Source organism: Nitrosomonas sp., assembly GCF_040240425.1.
Classification (GTDB): domain Bacteria; phylum Pseudomonadota; class Gammaproteobacteria; order Burkholderiales; family Nitrosomonadaceae; genus Nitrosomonas.
Window position 1 is genome coordinate 41,511 of record NZ_QPHG01000007.1, and the last position, 17,865, is coordinate 59,375.

At 49.3% G+C, this 17,865-nt stretch carries 19 protein-coding genes; 3 read left to right on the top strand and 16 right to left on the bottom strand.

The window, feature by feature from the left end:
• Window positions 1-30: 30 nt before the first annotated feature.
• The 9 genes from DU481_RS03985 to bioB form a co-directional block, all read right to left on the bottom strand.
• A complete protein-coding gene (locus DU481_RS03985) occupies window positions 31-402 on the bottom strand; it encodes a YidH family protein (protein ID WP_350132780.1) in 372 nt (123 codons plus the stop codon).
• Between the two features lie 89 nt (window positions 403-491).
• Window positions 492-1,130, bottom strand: a complete 639-nt coding sequence (locus DU481_RS03990) for a hypothetical protein (RefSeq protein ID WP_350117040.1) — start codon at window positions 1,128-1,130, stop codon at window positions 492-494.
• A gap of 102 nt (window positions 1,131-1,232) precedes the next feature.
• Complete coding sequence (locus tag DU481_RS03995) at window positions 1,233-1,529, bottom strand: DUF3175 domain-containing protein (protein WP_350132782.1); 297 nt, start codon at window positions 1,527-1,529, stop codon at window positions 1,233-1,235.
• A gap of 207 nt (window positions 1,530-1,736) precedes the next feature.
• A complete protein-coding gene (locus tag DU481_RS04000; RefSeq protein ID WP_350132784.1) occupies window positions 1,737-2,300 on the bottom strand; it encodes a PEP-CTERM sorting domain-containing protein in 564 nt (187 codons plus the stop codon).
• A gap of 417 nt (window positions 2,301-2,717) precedes the next feature.
• Window positions 2,718-3,392 (bottom strand): dethiobiotin synthase, encoded by a 675-nt coding sequence (gene bioD, locus DU481_RS04005; protein ID WP_350132786.1) that lies wholly within the window; start codon window positions 3,390-3,392, stop codon window positions 2,718-2,720.
• A gap of 1 nt (window position 3,393) precedes the next feature.
• Window positions 3,394-4,275: a malonyl-ACP O-methyltransferase BioC gene (bioC, locus tag DU481_RS04010; RefSeq protein ID WP_350132788.1), complete on the bottom strand. Its 882-nt coding sequence runs from the start codon at window positions 4,273-4,275 to the stop codon at window positions 3,394-3,396.
• Window positions 4,253-5,023 (bottom strand): pimeloyl-ACP methyl ester esterase BioH, encoded by a 771-nt coding sequence (gene bioH / locus DU481_RS04015; protein ID WP_350132790.1) that lies wholly within the window; start codon window positions 5,021-5,023, stop codon window positions 4,253-4,255. The genes bioC and bioH overlap by 23 nt, the downstream gene beginning before the upstream one ends.
• Window positions 5,020-6,183 carry an 8-amino-7-oxononanoate synthase gene (bioF, locus tag DU481_RS04020; protein WP_350132792.1) on the bottom strand — a complete coding sequence of 388 codons (1,164 nt, stop codon included), beginning with the start codon at window positions 6,181-6,183 and terminating at the stop codon, window positions 5,020-5,022. The genes bioH and bioF overlap by 4 nt, the downstream gene beginning before the upstream one ends.
• Entirely contained in the window at window positions 6,184-7,191 is a 1,008-nt protein-coding gene (gene bioB, locus DU481_RS04025) for a biotin synthase BioB (protein ID WP_350132794.1), read from the bottom strand.
• A 131-nt stretch (window positions 7,192-7,322) separates the two neighbouring features.
• Between bioB and DU481_RS04030 the strand changes: the two genes are divergently transcribed.
• Together DU481_RS04030 and trmL are read left to right on the top strand one after the other, a co-directional pair.
• Window positions 7,323-7,997 carry a ComFC family protein gene (locus tag DU481_RS04030; protein WP_350132796.1) on the top strand — a complete coding sequence of 225 codons (675 nt, stop codon included), beginning with the start codon at window positions 7,323-7,325 and terminating at the stop codon, window positions 7,995-7,997.
• 45 nt (window positions 7,998-8,042) lie between these two features.
• The gene (trmL, locus tag DU481_RS04035) at window positions 8,043-8,507 is read left to right on the top strand and encodes a tRNA (uridine(34)/cytosine(34)/5-carboxymethylaminomethyluridine(34)-2'-O)-methyltransferase TrmL (protein WP_350132798.1); all 465 of its coding nucleotides are present in this window, start codon (window positions 8,043-8,045) and stop codon (window positions 8,505-8,507) included.
• Between the two features lie 7 nt (window positions 8,508-8,514).
• Here the strand turns inward: trmL and DU481_RS04040 are convergent, their stop codons facing one another.
• From DU481_RS04040 to DU481_RS04060, 5 genes are read right to left on the bottom strand one after another with little or no spacing between them, the layout of a single operon-like run.
• On the bottom strand, window positions 8,515-10,614 hold the full coding sequence (locus DU481_RS04040) for a type IV pilus secretin PilQ (protein WP_350132800.1): 2,100 nt from the start codon (window positions 10,612-10,614) through the stop codon (window positions 8,515-8,517).
• 28 nt (window positions 10,615-10,642) lie between these two features.
• On the bottom strand, window positions 10,643-11,164 hold the full coding sequence (locus DU481_RS04045; protein WP_350132802.1) for a pilus assembly protein PilP: 522 nt from the start codon (window positions 11,162-11,164) through the stop codon (window positions 10,643-10,645).
• On the bottom strand, window positions 11,165-11,779 hold the full coding sequence (locus tag DU481_RS04050) for a type IV pilus inner membrane component PilO (protein ID WP_090319471.1): 615 nt from the start codon (window positions 11,777-11,779) through the stop codon (window positions 11,165-11,167).
• A 9-nt stretch (window positions 11,780-11,788) separates the two neighbouring features.
• Window positions 11,789-12,379: a PilN domain-containing protein gene (locus DU481_RS04055; protein ID WP_350132804.1), complete on the bottom strand. Its 591-nt coding sequence runs from the start codon at window positions 12,377-12,379 to the stop codon at window positions 11,789-11,791.
• Window positions 12,376-13,479, bottom strand: a complete 1,104-nt coding sequence (locus tag DU481_RS04060) for a pilus assembly protein PilM (protein ID WP_350132806.1) — start codon at window positions 13,477-13,479, stop codon at window positions 12,376-12,378. The genes DU481_RS04055 and DU481_RS04060 overlap by 4 nt, the downstream gene beginning before the upstream one ends.
• A 216-nt stretch (window positions 13,480-13,695) precedes the next feature.
• Here DU481_RS04060 and DU481_RS04065 point away from each other — a divergent pair, with 216 nt between their 5' ends.
• Window positions 13,696-16,014 (top strand): penicillin-binding protein 1A, encoded by a 2,319-nt coding sequence (locus DU481_RS04065; RefSeq protein WP_350132808.1) that lies wholly within the window; start codon window positions 13,696-13,698, stop codon window positions 16,012-16,014.
• A 24-nt stretch (window positions 16,015-16,038) separates the two neighbouring features.
• Here the strand turns inward: DU481_RS04065 and hemB are convergent, their stop codons facing one another.
• Both hemB and yihA read right to left on the bottom strand, forming a co-directional pair.
• Window positions 16,039-17,046, bottom strand: a complete 1,008-nt coding sequence (hemB, locus tag DU481_RS04070) for a porphobilinogen synthase (RefSeq protein ID WP_350132810.1) — start codon at window positions 17,044-17,046, stop codon at window positions 16,039-16,041.
• A 219-nt stretch (window positions 17,047-17,265) separates the two neighbouring features.
• Complete coding sequence (gene yihA, locus DU481_RS04075) at window positions 17,266-17,862, bottom strand: ribosome biogenesis GTP-binding protein YihA/YsxC (protein WP_350132811.1); 597 nt, start codon at window positions 17,860-17,862, stop codon at window positions 17,266-17,268.
• Window positions 17,863-17,865 lie beyond the last annotated feature (3 nt).

Sequence of the window (17,865 nt, forward strand, 5' to 3'; positions counted from 1 at the left end):
GGCACAGCATTCTTGCTCCCAGTGATCACATCAAAAACGCCCGATGTAAAGCACGACAATGAGTCCCAAAGCCAAGATAGCCACAGCGACATTCACCAGCATGCCCCAACGGGTTCCATAACCTTCCGGGAATTCGTCTGGGTTTAGGGTTTTCAGGAATATCGCATACTGGCGGGATGAATAAATGGCGGACACCGCGCCGAGCAAGACGAAAGCAAACCCCAGCCAGAATGTCAGCATCATACCGGAAGCATGCACATGATCCGGCGCCAGGGCGCTCAATAGCAGGCCGGCACGCTCAACCAAAAAACCGAAAGCGATCAAGGCAAGACTGGTACGGTTCCAGGCCAGCAACGTGCGTTCCGCTGCGAAGAGCACCCGGGGATCCTTGAGGTCTGACATACGTTCTCCTAAGCGCGTAACTGAATCGGGTTAACGAAATAATCCTCTATGAAAAGTCAGCGGTCTCTACGCGTTGACGCGATAGATTTCTACTCCCAAATCACCATCTTAAAGCGTTCCTTGACGATACCGAAGTAATGGCATTTCCAATCGCTTTGCGCGAAGAAATCGAGGTGGTGCCATTGGTCTTTCTGTTTCAGAATGCTGGCGGCAGCATCGTCCCAATCCGTGGCGGCCAATTTAACTTCCAGCTGCTGCTTGCGTTCGGCCACTTCCGCATAATCGAAACCGTCGTATTCCCAGTGCAGCACTTCAAACACATTGCCCGCGCGGTCGGCATAATCCATGCTGAAATCCAACCCCCACTTGGGGCGCATACGGATGATTTTATAGATCAGCGGATTGGCTTGCGCCCAGCATTCGAGCTGCTCCAGCGCTTCGCCGCAGTACCCTTTGCGCTCGAATAACAAACTATGGTTAAGCACCGCGCCTTCCACTCGTTCCGGCTGTGTAAACCAAGGCGTCTTGATCGCATGCCGGTGTTCCCGGTGCGCATGGGCGGTCGCCAGGTTAGCCTCAGCATAGCGTTGCTCCAAACCGGTCAAGTCGTAGCCATTCTGATCGAACAGCGCCAGCTCATGGACTGCAGGCGGATTCAAACTTTCCAGCGGCCGGTCCCAGAAACCTTTGGGGTTGAATTGATTGTCGGTTAAGTCGAGGTAACTCATAGGTAAAAAGGCTATCGGATTAACAAATGGTGGCGAAAAGAAATTGCAGATTGTGACAGGCTGAATCAAAAAAAGCTACGCGACTGCCGCCGGGGCGGCGAACTAACCCCTGTGACGCGGCTTTCCATACAACACGCGCAGCTCATCCTTGGCTTTTTCCAGCACCTCACGTTGCTGCACAGGCAAATGCTTCCCCGCCCGGTTGATATAGAAATTGAGCATAGCCATCGCCGACGCAAATGGTTCCGCCTTGCGCCGCTGGCTATTGTCAGCCGACCGCTTCAACGACACCGCGATTTTGAGCGGATCACCCCAGGTAAAAACATCCTGTTCGAGATCCAAAGCATTACTGTTTCCGGTAACTTGCTGAGACCAATTGCGCGGGGTATTTTGCGGCATAAATCATCACCCGGTGTTAGACAAAAATCACGAAATGCAGCCAAGCACGCATTCATAATCAGCGGCACTTGTTGCACGCCGCATCAAAACTGCAGCGACAGTGACTAAGCTTGATTCCAGAAAAATATACACGAACAGATCGAACAGCTACTAGTAAAAAATAACCCCGTTACTTGGAACGGGGTTATCTCTGTTAAAAATAATTAATTAGACATTTTGTTTTCTACGGCGCGCGCAGAAACCAACCAGTCCAAGCCCGGCCAGAAACATTGCATAAATTTCCGGTTCAGGCACGGCTGCTATCGTATTGGAAAATGAGAAACTCAAATCGTTGTAGTCAAAAGGCCCATTGTACAAATCTTCAAAACTGACCAATGTGGTGTTCGGAAGCCAGTCGGATTGAACACGCGCATGTTCGTGGCTATCCGGATTGCGACTTGCCTCACCGGTAAAAAAATCATGACCGGTATTGTTAACATGCATGCGGAACATGAGCTCGGTTCCGGCAGCAAAAGTTCCCAAACTTACCGAAGTACCGACCGGTGTAGCATGGTTATTAAAAATAAAAGTAGAACCCAAGTAAAGATCATTGCTGAATGAGGCGGAATTTCCTTCATAAGTTGCGATGATTTCTCCACCAGTCGCAATTACTTTAAGACCCTCGCTGCCTGGTGCGGCAATTGGAAAAGCATAAGCAGATAAGCTGACTCCCCCGCTAATAATCAGAGCAGCAGCTAGTCGCATTACTGAATGAGTAAGTATGTGTAACATAGAATTATTCCTTTTTTATTATTGATCGGACCAATCCAGAAGCCCTTGGCAACAGCATTGGCATTCGAATTTGAGTATAGAACACCGGAAAAAGTGAATTGCTCCATTTGTCTTGTTCCAAATGCACTACTAATTTAAAAAGTAAGGGCATTTATCTGATACTCCTGCTGCAGCGAAACGGCCAAAATTTATTGAACAAACCGCAAACGGCTATTAAGTATTCTCCGTTTTTACGATTGAATCAAGTACCGGTCAGAAAAATTATTTTTTAAGCAATCATTGGCTTAAAAAAACACTGAATAATTTGGCAAACAAGGTGAGGTACAAAACGAATGGGGAGAAGGCAAATGAAATCTATCATTGTGATAGGTAATTTTTTCAGTACCACATGGTGCAGTAGATCACTTATGCAGACTATTATTCAGTGCCTCCTTCAGCTTTAAGACAGTCAAAAAACTGAATTTCTTCCGGATAGCTATTTTTGGTGAACGGTATTATTCCCAGCAACGGCCCCTCCAACCGCTGCTCCAACGTCGCAATATTTTCCTTCAGCATCCGCATCTGCGGATCAACGCCATTCGCCACCCAGCCCGCCAATGGTAAACCGGCAATGCGGATCGCTTGCGCGGTCAGCATTGCATGATTCAAGCAACCGAGCCGCATACCCACCACTAAAATCACCGGAAGATTTAATGCGCGTGCGAGATCCGCGCCGTTCTGCGTTTGATTGACCGGCACCAGAAATCCACCCGCGCCTTCGACGATAACGATATCCGCCTGATTGCTGAGTGCTTGGTAGGCATGTTGAATGACCGCAAGATCGATTTCGGTCCCGGCTTGTTGCGCGGCGATATGCGGTGAGATGGGGGGATCAAAAGCGTAGGGGTTGACGTATTCGCGGGCGGCGCTGATGTTGCTGGCGGCGATCAGTTGTTCGACATCCGGCCATGTTCCGTTTTCACTGCCCGCAACTACCGGCTTCATGCCGATGACTCTTTTCTCTTGCGCGGCAAACGCTCGCAGCAACGCGCAACTGACAGTGGTTTTACCAACACCGGTATCGGTGCCAGTAATGAAGTAACCTCGCGCCATATTAAGGCGGCAAACCCAATTGCCGGCGCGTTTCCGGCGTCAGCATTGAGCGCGGATCGAACGGCTTCCAAGCGTGGCCGTACACCACTTCAAAGGTGGCGGGCAGTTTGCCGTCGCGGCGCAGTTTTTCGTATTCGCCGATGACTTGCTGCCATTTATTTTTCCCCATCAATCCTTGCTGCCTACCCTGCAATACGTTGTGCGCACCGATGGCTTTGAGATCGCGCATCACGCTGATGACGTCGTCGTACGTCAAGGTGATATATTCCATGTCCATCACCGGGGTGGAGAAGCGGTTATTGACCAGCAGATCGCCGATGTCGTGCATATCGACAAAGCGATTGACGTGATTATAGCCGTCGATTTTCGCAAACGCCTGACGCAGTTCTTTCAAAGTATCCGGACCGAAGGTGCTGAACATCAGCAATCCATCGGCACGCAAAATACGATGCATTTCGGCAAAGGTGCGATCCAGGTCATTGCACCATTGCAGTGCAAGGTTCGACCAGATCAGACCGACACTTGCATTCTTGAACGGCAATTGCTCGATATCGCCGCAGACATAGTCGCTGCGTTGTTGCTGCAACGGCAGCAAGCGTTGCCACCAGGCGGTATTGGGCCGCGCATGCGATAGCATCGTCCAGGCGATATCGACCGCGATCAATTGGCCGTTCGGATAGCGTTTGGCCAGTTGCTGGCTGCCGTAGCCGGTACCGCTGCCCGCGTCGAGAATTACATCGGGTTTATATTTGATGTACTCCAGCCGCCCCAGCATACGGTTGCTGATTTCGCGCTGCAGCACCGCCGCATGGTCGTAACTGGCCGAAGCGCGTTCAAACGCAGCACGCAGTTGTTTCTTGTCAAGAATTTGTCCGGAATGCATTGAGATGAGCCACAAATTGTTCGGGGTAAGATAAAAACGGCGCGTGACCGCAGTGCGCAAACATCACCTGCTGCGATTGCGGCAATTGCCGGTGCATCCAATCGGCCGCTGCCGGATGGGTGATCACGTCATTTTCGCCATGCACGATTAAAACCGGTTGCTTGATGGTCACCATCCGCTCACGTAAATCACTGTGCTGCAAAATCCGCAAGCCTTTTTCCAATGCATCGGGATCGGGCTCGCCACGCAGAAAAAAGTTTCTGCGCAATTGCGGCAGGATTTTGCTCGCATCGCGGTCACCGCTCATTTGCAGCGTCAAGAAACGAGTGATCGTCGTGGCGTAATTGAGTTTCAAGTTTTCCAGAAACAATTGCAGCAATTTATGCTCCATGCCCGATTCCCAATCGCCACGCTTGGCAAAACATGGGGTCGTGGCAATCAGCGCCAGTTTTTCCACCCGCTGCGGTTCACGCAAAGCCAGTTCCATCGCAACCTGTCCGCCGAGCGACCAGCCACCCAGCATGCAACGCTCGGGTAGAATCTCAGCAACGATCTCAACCAAATGATCGAGTGTTCCCGGCTCACTCGCGGGACTCAAGCCGTGCCCGGGCAGATCGACCAGATGCACATGAAACTGTTGTGCCAATAAATCGCGCACGCTACCCCAAATGCCGCTGTGCATGGCCCAGCCGTGCAGCAGCACGAGATCAGGGCCTTGCCCAAAGGTTTCAATGTGTAATGATGTCATGCCGATGCCAATTCGTGCAAAGCATCGGTAAGGCGTTGCACATCTTCCGGCCGGTGGGCAGCGGATAATGAAATACGCAGCCGCGCCGCGCCTTGCGGCACCGTGGGCGGACGAATGGCCGGTACTAAAATACCGTGTTCGCGTAATGCCTGGCTGATGCGTACGGCTTCAGCGCTGTCACCGGTCAGCAAGGGTTGAATCGGCGTATTGGACGGCAGCAATTTCCACGGCAATGACCGCACGCCTTGTTTCAGTTGCGCGATATTACGTTGCAGCGCCTCGCGCCGCCATTCGTCTTGTCCGATCAATCGCACACTGGTCAACAATGCATGCGCCAGCAACGGCGGTGTGGCGGTGGTGTAGATATAACTGCGCGCAGACTGGATCAAGGTTTCAATCACTTCCGGTTGCGCCGCGACGAATGCGCCGGATACACCGGCCGCTTTGCCAAGCGTCGCCATGTAGACGAGATTCGGCGAATGGGAGTGCGCATTCTCCGGCAAAAATAAGCTGCCGCGCCCCTGCTCGCCCAATACGCCAAAACCATGCGCATCGTCCAATAACAGCCATGCATGGTAGCGTTCGCACAATGCGATCAATCGCCGGATCGGCGCGATATCACCTTCCATGCTGAACACTGCATCGGAAATGACCAGCCTGCGCCGCGCTTGGACTGTGGCCAGACGTTGTTCCAGTGCTGCCAGATCGCAATGTGGATAGCGAATGAACTGCGCGCGCGACAGTAAAGCCGCGTCGTTCAGCGAAGCATGATTCAGTTTGTCAGCGAAAACCGCATCTTCGCGCCCGGCTAACGCCGTGACCATGCCGATATTGGCCATATAGCCGGTGGAAAATAGCAAGGCTTGCGGGAATCCGGTAAATGCCGCCAGTGCTGTTTCGAGATCATGATGCGCGGCGCTATGACCGTTGACCAAGTGTGAGGCACCCGCGCCAACGCCGTAGCGCCGGGCACCGTCACATGCCGATGCGATCAATTCCGGGTGGTTGGCAAGTCCCAGGTAATCGTTGCTGCTGAACGCCAGATAATCGCGCCCATCAATCGTGATATGGCTTGCTTGCGGGGAATCGACGATTTGCCGAGTGCGCCGCAGACCTTTTTGCTCGCGTATGCGCAGTTGCTCAGCCAGATCCGCAAACATCTACGACAGCGCGTGCAGCCCCAGCTTATCCAATAACATGCGGTCGCGATCGGTTTCCGGATTTCCGGTCGTCAACAATTTGTCGCCGTAGAAAATGGAATTGGCACCGGCCAGGAAGCACAGCGCTTGAATCGCATCGGACATCTCCTGCCGTCCTGCGGACAACCGTACCATGGCTTTCGGCATGGTGATTCGCGCTGCGGCGATGGTGCGTACGAATTCGAGCGGATCGAGTGCTTCCGTACCGTAGAGAGGCGTACCCTTGACCTGCACCAGATGATTGATCGGCACCGATTCCGGATACGGATTCAGATTGGCCAACTGTGCGATCAATCCAGCGCGCGAGCGGCGCGTCTCACCCATCCCGACAATGCCGCCGCAACACACATTAATGCCCGCTTGACGCACTTCCTGCAGGGTATTCAAACGATCCTCATACTGCCGCGTGGTGATGATCTCTTCATAAAATTCCGGCGCGGTATCGAGGTTGTGGTTGTAATAATCCAGACCGGCTTCACCGAGTTGCTGCGCCTGTCCCGGTTTCAATAAACCCAGCGTGGCACAGGTTTCCATGCCCAGTGATTTGACCGCACGTACCATCTCGGTCATTTTCTCGATATCGCGCTGTTTCGGGCCGCGCCAGGCAGCCCCCATACAGAAGCGCGACGCGCCTTTGGCTTTGGCGGCAGATGCGGCAGAGACCACTTCGTCGAGCGACAGCAGGTCCTGATTCTCAACGCCGGTGTGATAACGCGCGGCCTGCGGACAGTAACCGCAATCTTCCGGGCAGCCGCCGGTTTTTACGGAAATCAGTGTCGATAACTGCACGCCATTGGCGTCGTGATATTGCCGGTGCACGCTTTGCGCACGATAGATCAGATCGTTAAACGGCGCATTCAGCAATGATTCAATATCCGCCACGCTCCAATGCGCCGAGTCTTGCGATTTTCCGGTTATCCCGCCCAGATCGTTTTGTGTTTCGTTGCTTGTCAGTGAATCCAAGTTCATATCAATTTACCTATTGTACTGTTTAAATGCTGCAGCGATCGCGCCCATTGCCGATAGCCTTAGAAACCCAATGTTGTATTCATTGCGAGTTATTTTACCACCGCCGATTTTTAAACAACGGATTAAATGCGATGCCGACCTGGATCCGGAAAAATTGTTTGCTCTGCGCCACCGCCAGCGCTCAGGATTTCTGCGCAGCGTGTTACCGCGATTTACCGCAATTGCCTGATCACCATTGCCCTGTTTGCTTGTGGCCGGTGCCAACGGGGGAAATCTGCGGCGCTTGCTTGAAAAAGCCGCCCGCATTCACGCGCACGATTGCCGCACTGCGCTATACTTTTCCTGCCGATGCGCTGATTCATGCATTAAAATATCAAACCAATCTAGCGATCGCACCGGTTCTTGCCGATCTGTTCATCGCCCGGCTAGAAGCGGTAGAAACGATGCCTGATGTCATCGTGCCAATGCCGCTGCACCCGATCCGGTTACGCGAGCGTGGCTTTAACCAAGCGATGGAAATCGCCCGTTACATCGCCAAGCAAACCAGCATTACCTTGTTGCCGGACGGTTGCAGCCGCATCAAGCATACGCTGCCACAAGCCGGGTTACCGTGGAAAGAGCGGCCGAAAAATATCCGCAAAGCCTTTAGCTGTACAATGGATTTATCCGGCAAGCATGTGGCGGTAGTTGATGATGTCATGACAACCGGCGCGACCCTCAACGAACTGGCCAAAGTATTGCACCGGCAAGGCGCGGCTGAAATCAGTAATTGGGTGATTGCCAGAGCCTTGCCGGAAATAAAGTAAACCGATCCTTCTATTTCATTCTAATCGACACACTCTAATAGCCGTATGTTTCATATCGTTCTGCATCAACCTGAAATCCCGCCCAATACGGGCAATATCATTCGTCTGTGCGCCAATACCAGCTCACAGCTCCATTTGGTCAAACCGCTCGGCTTCCCGCTGCAGGATAAACAATTGATTCGCGCCGGTCTGGACTACCATGAATTTGCTTCGATTAAAGTCCATGAAGATTGGACGGAGTGCGATCAGCATTTGCAAGGACAGCGCCTGTTTGCGATCACTACGAAGGGGAAGCAGCGCTACGACTCGATCGCGTATGCCGCTGGAGATGTTTTTTTGTTTGGTTCGGAAAGCTGCGGCTTGCCGGTTCACCTCATGGAAACTTTTCCGGAGCAACAGCGCATCCGGGTGCCGATGATGGCCACCAGCCGCAGTCTGAATTTATCCAATGCCGTCGCCATTGTGGTTTATGAAGCATGGCGGCAAATTGGATTTCCGTCGGGACAATAACCGGCAATTACTGAAGATTGAGATTCTCGCTCAAGATGCGCGGCGTCACAAAAATCAGCAATTCACGTTTGTTATCGACTTTAGTGGTATTACGGAAAACGTAGCCCAGTACCGGGATATCGCCCAGCATCGGCACTTTGTTAACCACTTCGTTTTCGGTGCGATCAAAAATACCGCCAATCACTACCGTTCCACCGTTTTCTACCAGAACCTTGGTCGTGACCTGTTTGGTATTGATCGGTGGCGGCAAAAACTGGTTGATTGCAGTACCGATCTTGTCCTGATTGACATTGAGTTCCATGTCGATCTGGCCATTGTAAGTAATCAGCGGTTTCACTTTCAATCGCAGCGTAGCATCCATAAAACGGATACTGGTGGCGCCGCTGCTGGTCGCTTGTTGATACGGCACCCTATCGCCTTGTTCGATAATCGCTTCCACACCATGCGCCGTTACCACACGCGGACTCGCGATAATCCGCCCTTTCTGATCGGTTTCCAGTGCAGACAGTTCCAAGTTAATGAGCCGGTTATTGTTAATCTTTAACAAACTCAATCCCAATGCAGCCGGTCCTCCCAGCAATCCGGTCGCTGCTGCTGCGGGCAAATTGACGTTCAGATTATTCCCTCCTCCCGCCGAACTGCCGCCAGCTAAAGCACTCGAATCGGCCAAATTGCCGGAAATTCCAAGCCCCTGACTTCCCAAATTGGTTGAGTTCTGAATCCCAAAACGGGCTCCAAGATTACGGCTAAATAGATCGGTCGCTTCCACAATACGCGCTTCGATCATGACTTGTCTTTCGAAAATGTCCAATTTCTGAATACGTTTTCTGACTTCGTCCAATCGGGCCGGAATATCGGTAACGGTAATCGTATTACTGATTTCGTCCACATTGATCGTGCCGCGTTTGCTGAGCATGCTTTCAAATGACATGGAATTCACCCTACGGTGATTCAAGCGAAAAATCTCAGAACGCAGCGGTTCCATATCGGCGATTTGCATCTTCGCTTCCACATCGAGCAATTCCCTGTCCGCCATTTCCTTGCGCGGTGCCACAAAAATGACATTGCCGGTCTTGCGTTTATCCAGACCTTGCGCCTGCAACACGATGTCGAGCGCATGATCCCACGGAACATCCTTCAAGCGCAATGTGAGATTGCCTGCAACGGAATCGCTGGCAATGATATTCAGATTGGTAAAATCAGCGATGACTTGCAGAACCGCGCGCACTTCGACATCCTGAAAATTAAGCGATAATCTTTCCCCGGTATATCCGCCGTTGGCCCGTTGCTTCTTTGCAATTTCTTCTTCATCCTCGCTCAATGCGCGGATTTCCAGAACAAACCGGGTACCGGATTGTCGCGCCGAATGTTCCCAGCGTCCGCCGGATTTCACGTGCATCCGGACGTTATTGCCTTTCTTCGATGCTTCGATGGTTTGCACGGGAGTCGCAAAATCGACCACGTCGTATCGTCTTTTCAAGCTGCCGGGTAGCAATGTATCGACAAACTCAACGAAAACGTCATCGCCTTGAGTCTGCACATCAACAGTCGCGCCCGGCTTTGTCATGTCCACTTCAATCCGGCCATCCCCCTTTGTACCACGGCGGAAATCGATATCCTGCAAACTGTTCATGTGCTGATTGGGCGTCTCTTCCGCAAACCGGATGGCGGTAGCGGTTGCCGGGTTCTCTGGCACGCTCACGAGCCGGACAAAGAGAATGTTTTCTTGTGCACGGATGTCATGCCGCATGAGCCTTGCCAAATTCATCACTAGCCGGGTGCGATCCCCAACTTGCACAATATTAACGCTGCGTAAATCACCTTCGGCAGCTTCTTGCACATTTCTGCCCAAGCCATTGGTAACTTGATGAAAATCGAAATAAATGCGGTGTGGGTTATCCAACGCAACGCCCGTCGGCAGAACGGAAAGCGATTGATCTAAAGCAAGTTTGACGATGACTTCGCCATTCAGAAAAGTGGAAATATCGATGGAACGGATACTATTGGGCGGTGTTTCCGCAGTTATCGTTTGTTGCGCGAAAATTGCCGTCGCAAAACAAATCAACAGTGCTGCTAATACGATGTTGAGACCATATCTTTTCATCATTATTGGTAGCTTTAGGGTTGTTTTATTTCTAATTTTTCAGCATGAGTGTACTAGCTTTCTCAGTCCATTCATTCGCTCCATCCTGCACAATCTCCAATAGTTTAACTTCTGATTCCGAAATATGGTTAATTTTTCCGAAATTTTGTCCCAAATAGTTACCGGTTTTCACACGATACAGTGTGCCATCCGGAGATTTAATCAGGGCGAAAATCATATCATGTTGCTGCAATGTTCCAACCATTAATAAATTTTCCAACGGAAAGGATTCCAGAACTTCCTTACGCCTGGTCAAATCAGGTTGAATTCCGCTGGCTACTGCTTGCACTTGTCCATTTTTACGGGGCACGAAGGGGCTGGGAATGTCGAAAGCTTGATAAGTGAAATATTGATGCGGTTTTATTTCGGGAAGCGGATCGATCTGGCCTTTCAAACCTTCACCTGAGCTTTGAATAAAAGCTTCCAAATCACTATAGTCATTTTGACTGCAAGCAGTCATCGCCATCAAAGCTATTGCAAGTAATACTAACAGGCATAGGTTTCTTATCATCATTCATTTACCCTTAGCTTGCTTTGCGATTTCTTCTTCATCCAAATAACGGTAAGTTTTTGCAACTGCATCCAACACCAATTTTCCATCGGTAGCTGGAGCGATCGCGATGTCATTGAGTGTCACAATTCGCGGCAATCGCGCGATATCGCTGGCAAAAGCGCCAATATCATGATAACCGCCCGTGACCCGGATCGAAACCGGCAGTTCGGCATAAAATGCGTTGATTGTTTCCTTCTCGGCCGGTTTAAATAATTCAAATTGCAGCCCCCGGCCCAAACCTGCCTGGTTGATATCGACCAGCAACGCTTCCATCTCGGATTTATCCGGCAGTTGCTTCAACATGGCGCTCAGCGACTGTTCTATTTCTTCCAGCTGTGCGCGTAACGCCGGTAAATTAACAGCACTTCTTTTTTTAAGAAGATAAGTATTTTTTAATGTTTCTTCCTCAGCTTGGATTTTCTCCAACGTTTCGGTCTGGTCTTGCCACACCAGGAAATGACCGGCTATCACGATAACAATGAATAAAATGACCAGAGCAGCAATTTTAAATGCTACCGGCCAGCTCCCTGCTTGATTGATATCAAGCTGACGCAATTCAATAAGCAAATCATTCATACCTTAGCCTTACGATTTTCCAGCGGGATTGGCTGGTGAATTCTGCACATCGTCAATCGATATCCTTCTGAGCTTGATTCTCATATTGAATTCGTTCTGGCGGATGTTATTAACCGTTATCGCCTTAATTTCCACCAATAGCGGCGATTCCAGCCAGGGCGATGATTCGAGATTACGCATCAGCATGGATACCCAAGCATTGGATTGCGCATATCCCGTGAGCGTAATAATCTGATCATTTTGCTTCACACTTTGCAGGTACACACCATCGGGAAGCAATCTTACCAGTTGATCCAGTAAGTGCACGACTTCAGAGCGGCTGTTCTGCAGGGTTTCCACCACCAGTTTGCGCGACAGTAACTCCTGAGTTTGCGTTTTGATATTTCTGATTTCAGCAATTTCTGTATCCAGAACAGCAATCCGGCTTTGCAAAAATTGATTCCGGGCATTTTGATTTTCTATTTCGTCGTCGATCATCGCATAAACACTCCAGACAGCCGCAATCCCCAGAAAACCAGCCACACCGGCCAGAATCGCGATTTGTTGTTGCTGTGCTTTGCGCTTCAGTTGACGGTGAGGTAGCAGGTTGATGCGAATCATGATGGGTCAAAGCTCCGCAAAGCCAAACCGCAGGCGATCAGAAGAGAAGGTGCATCCTGGTTTAATTGCCGCGAAATGATGCGGCTTGATAACTCCATGTTTGCAAATGGGTTCACAACAAGTGTGCTGACTTGTGTACGTGCAGCAATGATGGCATCCAATCCAGGTATAACAGCGCACCCTCCTGCGATAAATATATAATTCACTTCGGTGTATTGCGTTGAAGTGTAAAAGAACTGAATGGCGCGCATCACCTCAATCGCCAGGGTCTCGCAAAATGGTTGCAGTACTTCCGCTTGGTAATTTCCCGGCAAACTCCCACCGCGCTTGGCAGCTTCCGATTCTTCCAGTGACAGATTAAACTGATTATGAATTTCCTGTGTCAGTTGATCGCCGCCGAAGTGCTGATCGCGCGTATAGAGCGATTCATCATTCAACAGCACATTTACTTTCATGACAGTCGCGCCAATATCAACCAGCGCAATGACTTGATCTTTCCCGCCGCCCGGTAATTGACGCAACGTTAATTCAAATGCTGCCTGTGCCGCATAAGGCTCAACATCCACGATCACTGTCTTCATACCAGCTGCAAGCGCAGCAGCCACACGATCCTCTACTTTTTCCTTACGCGAAGCCGCAATCAGTACTTCGACTTCTTCCGGATTATCCGGAACTGATCGGGTTACTTGAAAATCCAGATCCACTTCATCCAGCGGAAAAGGAATGTATTGACTGGCTTCATTCTCTACTTGAAAAACCAGGTCTTCCTCGCGTTGCCCGGCTGGCACTACAATTTTCTTGGTAATCACATCCGTTGCGGGCAGTGCGAGCGCTACATTCTTTTGCCGCGTTCCCATCCGTTTCCAGCCGCGCCGCAGACTTTCGGTCACTGCTTCCATATTGGCAATTCCGCCATCTTGCATGGCGTCAGGCGACAGGGATTCTATGACATAGCGTTCTATACGGTAAGCTTGATTGTCTTTGCCAATCATCGATAACTCAACCATCTTCACGGATGAGGAACTGATGTCCACTCCGATCAGTGGCGGTGACTTCAACTTTAAGAAGTCAAAATTGATATCAAAATTTCCCTTGAACATTGGCTTGTTAGAAGCGATACTCGCGCATTATAAATTACCCTGTTAAAGCCGAATATAGGTAAACTACTACCCATTATCAAGATAAATCTAGGTTTATTCAGCAGATTAAGAAGTTGATGTTGATTCTGACAGAATTCGAAAAATCCTATTCAAAGAAAAACAGTAGATATACCCCCTATAATTTTGTATTTTAACCGTTTCATCATTTAATTATTCATGTTTGCTCGCTGGTTGTACTATTTTTTTGTCACTTTATCCGCATTAGGTTTAATCGGTGTGCTGCTGGCAGGCTTTGCCGGATTGGTCATTTACTCCAATCTGCCATCACTGGATACGCTGACAGACTATCGCCCGAAAATACCTTTACGCATATACAGCGAAGAAGGTCAGATAATCGGTGAGTTTGGCGCGGAACGAAGAAATGTCGTCAGTATCTCTGAAGTGCCGGAGCATCTGAAACAGGCCATTCTTGCGGCGGAAGATGACCGCTTTTACGAACATGGCGGGGTTGATTATTTAGGTGTATTGCGTGCGGCTTATTCCAATTTCTCCGCGGGCAGTGTACGCCAGGGCGCCAGTACGATCACCATGCAAGTCGCCCGGAATTTTTTTCTGACCAGGGAAAAAACACTGACCCGGAAACTCAGCGAAGCGCTACTGGCATTCAAAATTGAACACAGCCTTAGCAAAGACAAGATTTTAGAACTGTACGTGAATCAAATTTACCTGGGGCACCGCAGTTATGGTTTTGCAGCGGCAGCACACACCTACTTCGGAAAGTCATTACAAGAAATCAATATCGTAGAAGCCGCCATGCTGGCCGGATTGCCCAAGGCGCCTTCAAGTTATAACCCGATCAGCAATCCAAAGCGGGCGAAAAGCCGGCAATTGTACGTTTTGGGCCGGCTTCATAAACTCAATTATATTTCCAGTAACGAATTGAGTGAATTGGAAAAACAGCCTGTTCCCGTGAAGAAGCAATCGACCGCCTTTGCCATGCGTGCCGAGTATGTGGCAGAAATGGTTCGCCAGGTCATCTATGATCGATATCAGGAAGAAACCTACGATAAAGGAATCAAGGTTTATACTACTCTGCGGCAGCTGGATCAGGAAGCCGCTTATCAGGCGCTCCGTAAAAATGTGATCGATTACGACAGACGCCGGGGTTATCGCGGTCCCGAAGCTTATATCGATCTGATGAAATATGGCGGAAATCAAGAAAAAATACTGGACGACGCGCTGGACGAAATCAACGATAGCGATGATATTTATGCAGCCGTTGTCATAGCGGCTAAACCCAATGCCGTTCAGGCTTACAAGAAGGGTGGAGAAGTCATTGAAATCACTGGTGATGGACTAAAATTCGCACAGAAATTTTTGGCTGAGAAAAAAGATCCCGGCAAAAAATACATTACCCCCGGTGCATTAATCCGTGTGCAAAAAAATCAGAAGAATGTCTGGCATATCGTTCAACTACCGGAAATAGAAGCGGCGCTTGTTTCTATCGACCCCAATGATGGCGCTATCCGCGCATTGATCGGTGGATTTGATTTCTATAAAAATCAATTCAATCATGTCACACAGGCATGGCGGCAACCAGGTTCCAGTTTCAAACCTTTCATTTATTCGGCCGCATTGGAGAAAGGTTTTACTCCAGCCACCATCATCAACGATGCCCCGCTCTCGTTCAGCGCAACCCAGACCGGTAGTCAGCTATGGGAACCGAAAAATTTCGATGGCAAATTTGAAGGACCGATGCGCATGCGCACGGCGCTAACCAAATCAAAGAATCTTGTGTCGATCCGGATCTTGCAGGCGATCGGTATACAGTATGCGCAAGATTACATTACGCGATTCGGTTTCGATGCCAGCCGTCATCCACCCTACTTACCGATGGCGCTCGGCTCGGGTTCCGTCACGCCGATGCAAATGGCTGCCGGATACGCGGTTTTTGCCAATGGCGGTTTCCGCATTGCACCCTATTTCATCAAGAAAATCGAAGATGAGAAAGGCAACATCATCGAACAATTCCAACCTGTCTCCGTTACCCATGGGGCAAAACGTGTGATTGATCCTCGCAATGCTTTTATCATGACCAGCATGATGCAGGATGTTGTGAATCAGGGTACAGCAGCCAAAGCAAGACAACTGGGACGCAGCGATCTGGCGGGAAAAACCGGTACGACCAGCAATTTTATCGATGCTTGGTTCTGCGGTTTTCAAAAAGACTTGGTAACCATTGCTTGGACAGGATATGACGAGCCTAAATCGCTGGGAAACAATGAAACCGGTGGGCGCGTTGCGTTACCGATTTGGATGGATTATATGGGTCCTGTGTTGAAAGGCGTCGCTATGGCAGAATACAAACCACCCAATGGAGTCGTTGCCGCAAGAATTAACTCAGCCACAGGATTCAGGGAAACCGGCGGAGATATGACCGAGTATTTTCTTAGCGAGCAGCTTCCGCCGCTAAATGAAAGTCCGGTTGAACATACACCGAAAGTTACCCGGGATTTACAAGATCAACTGTTCTAGCTTTATTACTCGCCATTTTATGGCTTATTGTCTCTTTTTGAGCCAATTTGCAGCTTCTATCGCGTAATAAGTCAATATTCCGTCCGCACCAGCGCGTTTAAATGAAAGCAGCGATTCCAGCACACAAGCTTCTTCATCTAACCATTCGTTAATCGCGGCAGCTTTCAGCATGGCATACTCGCCGCTCACTTGGTATACAAAAGTGGGGGCACCAAATTGATCCTTCACACGGCGTACGATATCCAGATAAGGCATGCCGGGTTTAATCATCACCATATCCGCTCCCTCGTTCAAATCTAACCCAACTTCCCATAACGCCTCATCGGAGTTTGCCGGATCCATCTGATAGGTATATTTATTCCCCGCGCCAAGATTCGCTGCAGACCCAACTGCATCACGAAACGGTCCATAGAAACTTGAAGCATATTTTGCGGAATACGCCAATATACGGGTATGAATAAATTGTTGGCCGTCCAAACCATTCCGGATCGCTGCTATGCGTCCATCCATCATATCGGAAGGCGCGACAACGTCAGCTCCAGCTTGTGCATGCACCAACGCTTGCTGACACAAAACATTTACGGTTTCATCGTTCATGACGTAACCGTGTTGATCAATGAGACCATCCTGACCATGGCTGGTATACGGGTCAAGCGCAACATCCGTAATGACCCCCAGCTCGGGAAAATTCTGCTTCAGTTGCTGCACTACTCTAGGCACCAATCCATCGGGATTGTAGGCTTCACTCGCAGTCAGATTCTTAAATTCAGTGTCGATCACCGGAAAAATAGCCAGAGCTGGAATACCAAGCCGCAAACAGTTTTCCGCTTGTGCCATTAACAAATCTAAACTTTGCCTGACAATCCCCGGCATTGATTTCACATTTTCGCTGCGATTCTTCCCATCCAAAACAAATACTGGATAAATCAAATCATCTGCGCGAAGATGAGTTTCTTGCATGAGACGTCGGGAAAATGCGTCACGACGCATGCGTCGCATTCTTTTTTGCGGAAATTGGCTATACAAAGACATAAATAAAAATCAGGAAAAATAATACGATAAAAAATAATTCTATTAATTTGAGGAACTAATACAGTCGAGAAGATCTCTTAGCAAAGGACATCTTGATCGTCCCCCTGTCTTTCCTCCCTGAGACAGGGCCTTAAGTGTGATATTAAGGCGATTCCCCCCGGTTTTACTCCCCTTTAGCCGGGGGCTTTTTTTATAACTTGAATCACTCAATACTAAACACTAATCTGCACTTAGCCAAGAATTAATAACGGAAGTAGCATCTTCTATTCCGCTACGAGCCAAGCTAGAAAATAATTGCACACTACATCCTGGATATGATTCTTGTAAATATTGCGTCGCATGCTGTAACGTAATGTTTGCTTGTTGTTTACTCAATTTATCAGCTTTCGTCAATATAATGTGAACTGTCTTTCCTGTCGGTATAAACCAATCCAGCATCTGAATATCCAGTGCTTTGAACGGATGCCGGATATCCATGATCAACACTAAACCTTTCAGTGATTCTCTCGTCTGTAAATATTGACTTAATAACTCTTCCCAATGCTTGCGGATGTTATCCGGAACCTTCGCATACCCATACCCAGGTAAATCAACGAGAAACTTGCTTTCATTCAATTGAAAAAAATTAATATGTTGAGTACGCCCTGGTGTTTTACTCACAAAAGCCAACCGGTTCTTGTTGGCCAAAGTATTTATAACACTTGATTTACCGGCATTTGATCTTCCCGCAAAAGCAATTTCAATCCCTGTATGCTGTGGTAATGCATGCATATCATTGATCGAGGTATAAAAAGTCGCTTTCTGGAATAAGTGCATGAA

Bases quoted from the DNA above. Each gene is read 5' to 3' on its own strand.
- DU481_RS04060 (WP_350132806.1), bottom strand. From the start codon at position 13,479: ATGTTCAAGGGAAATTTTGATATCAATTTTGACTTCTTAAAGTTGAAG.
- bioF (WP_350132792.1), bottom strand. From the start codon at position 6,183: ATGTTTGCGGATCTGGCTGAGCAACTGCGCATACGCGAGCAAAAAGGT.
- DU481_RS03995 (WP_350132782.1), bottom strand. From the start codon at position 1,529: ATGCCGCAAAATACCCCGCGCAATTGGTCTCAGCAAGTTACCGGAAAC.
- DU481_RS03990 (WP_350117040.1), bottom strand. From the start codon at position 1,130: ATGAGTTACCTCGACTTAACCGACAATCAATTCAACCCCAAAGGTTTC.
- bioH (WP_350132790.1), bottom strand. From the start codon at position 5,023: ATGACATCATTACACATTGAAACCTTTGGGCAAGGCCCTGATCTCGTG.
- hemB (WP_350132810.1), bottom strand. From the start codon at position 17,046: ATGTCTTTGTATAGCCAATTTCCGCAAAAAAGAATGCGACGCATGCGT.
- DU481_RS04050 (WP_090319471.1), bottom strand. From the start codon at position 11,779: ATGAATGATTTGCTTATTGAATTGCGTCAGCTTGATATCAATCAAGCA.
- bioD (WP_350132786.1), bottom strand. From the start codon at position 3,392: ATGGCGCGAGGTTACTTCATTACTGGCACCGATACCGGTGTTGGTAAA.
- DU481_RS04065 (WP_350132808.1), top strand. From the start codon at position 13,696: ATGTTTGCTCGCTGGTTGTACTATTTTTTTGTCACTTTATCCGCATTA.
- DU481_RS03985 (WP_350132780.1), bottom strand. From the start codon at position 402: ATGTCAGACCTCAAGGATCCCCGGGTGCTCTTCGCAGCGGAACGCACG.
- DU481_RS04045 (WP_350132802.1), bottom strand. From the start codon at position 11,164: ATGATGATAAGAAACCTATGCCTGTTAGTATTACTTGCAATAGCTTTG.
- DU481_RS04030 (WP_350132796.1), top strand. From the start codon at position 7,323: ATGCCGACCTGGATCCGGAAAAATTGTTTGCTCTGCGCCACCGCCAGC.
- DU481_RS04040 (WP_350132800.1), bottom strand. From the start codon at position 10,614: ATGATGAAAAGATATGGTCTCAACATCGTATTAGCAGCACTGTTGATT.
- DU481_RS04055 (WP_350132804.1), bottom strand. From the start codon at position 12,379: ATGATTCGCATCAACCTGCTACCTCACCGTCAACTGAAGCGCAAAGCA.
- yihA (WP_350132811.1), bottom strand. From the start codon at position 17,862: ATGCACTTATTCCAGAAAGCGACTTTTTATACCTCGATCAATGATATG.
- bioC (WP_350132788.1), bottom strand. From the start codon at position 4,275: ATGCATTCCGGACAAATTCTTGACAAGAAACAACTGCGTGCTGCGTTT.
- trmL (WP_350132798.1), top strand. From the start codon at position 8,043: ATGTTTCATATCGTTCTGCATCAACCTGAAATCCCGCCCAATACGGGC.
- bioB (WP_350132794.1), bottom strand. From the start codon at position 7,191: ATGAACTTGGATTCACTGACAAGCAACGAAACACAAAACGATCTGGGC.
- DU481_RS04000 (WP_350132784.1), bottom strand. From the start codon at position 2,300: ATGTTACACATACTTACTCATTCAGTAATGCGACTAGCTGCTGCTCTG.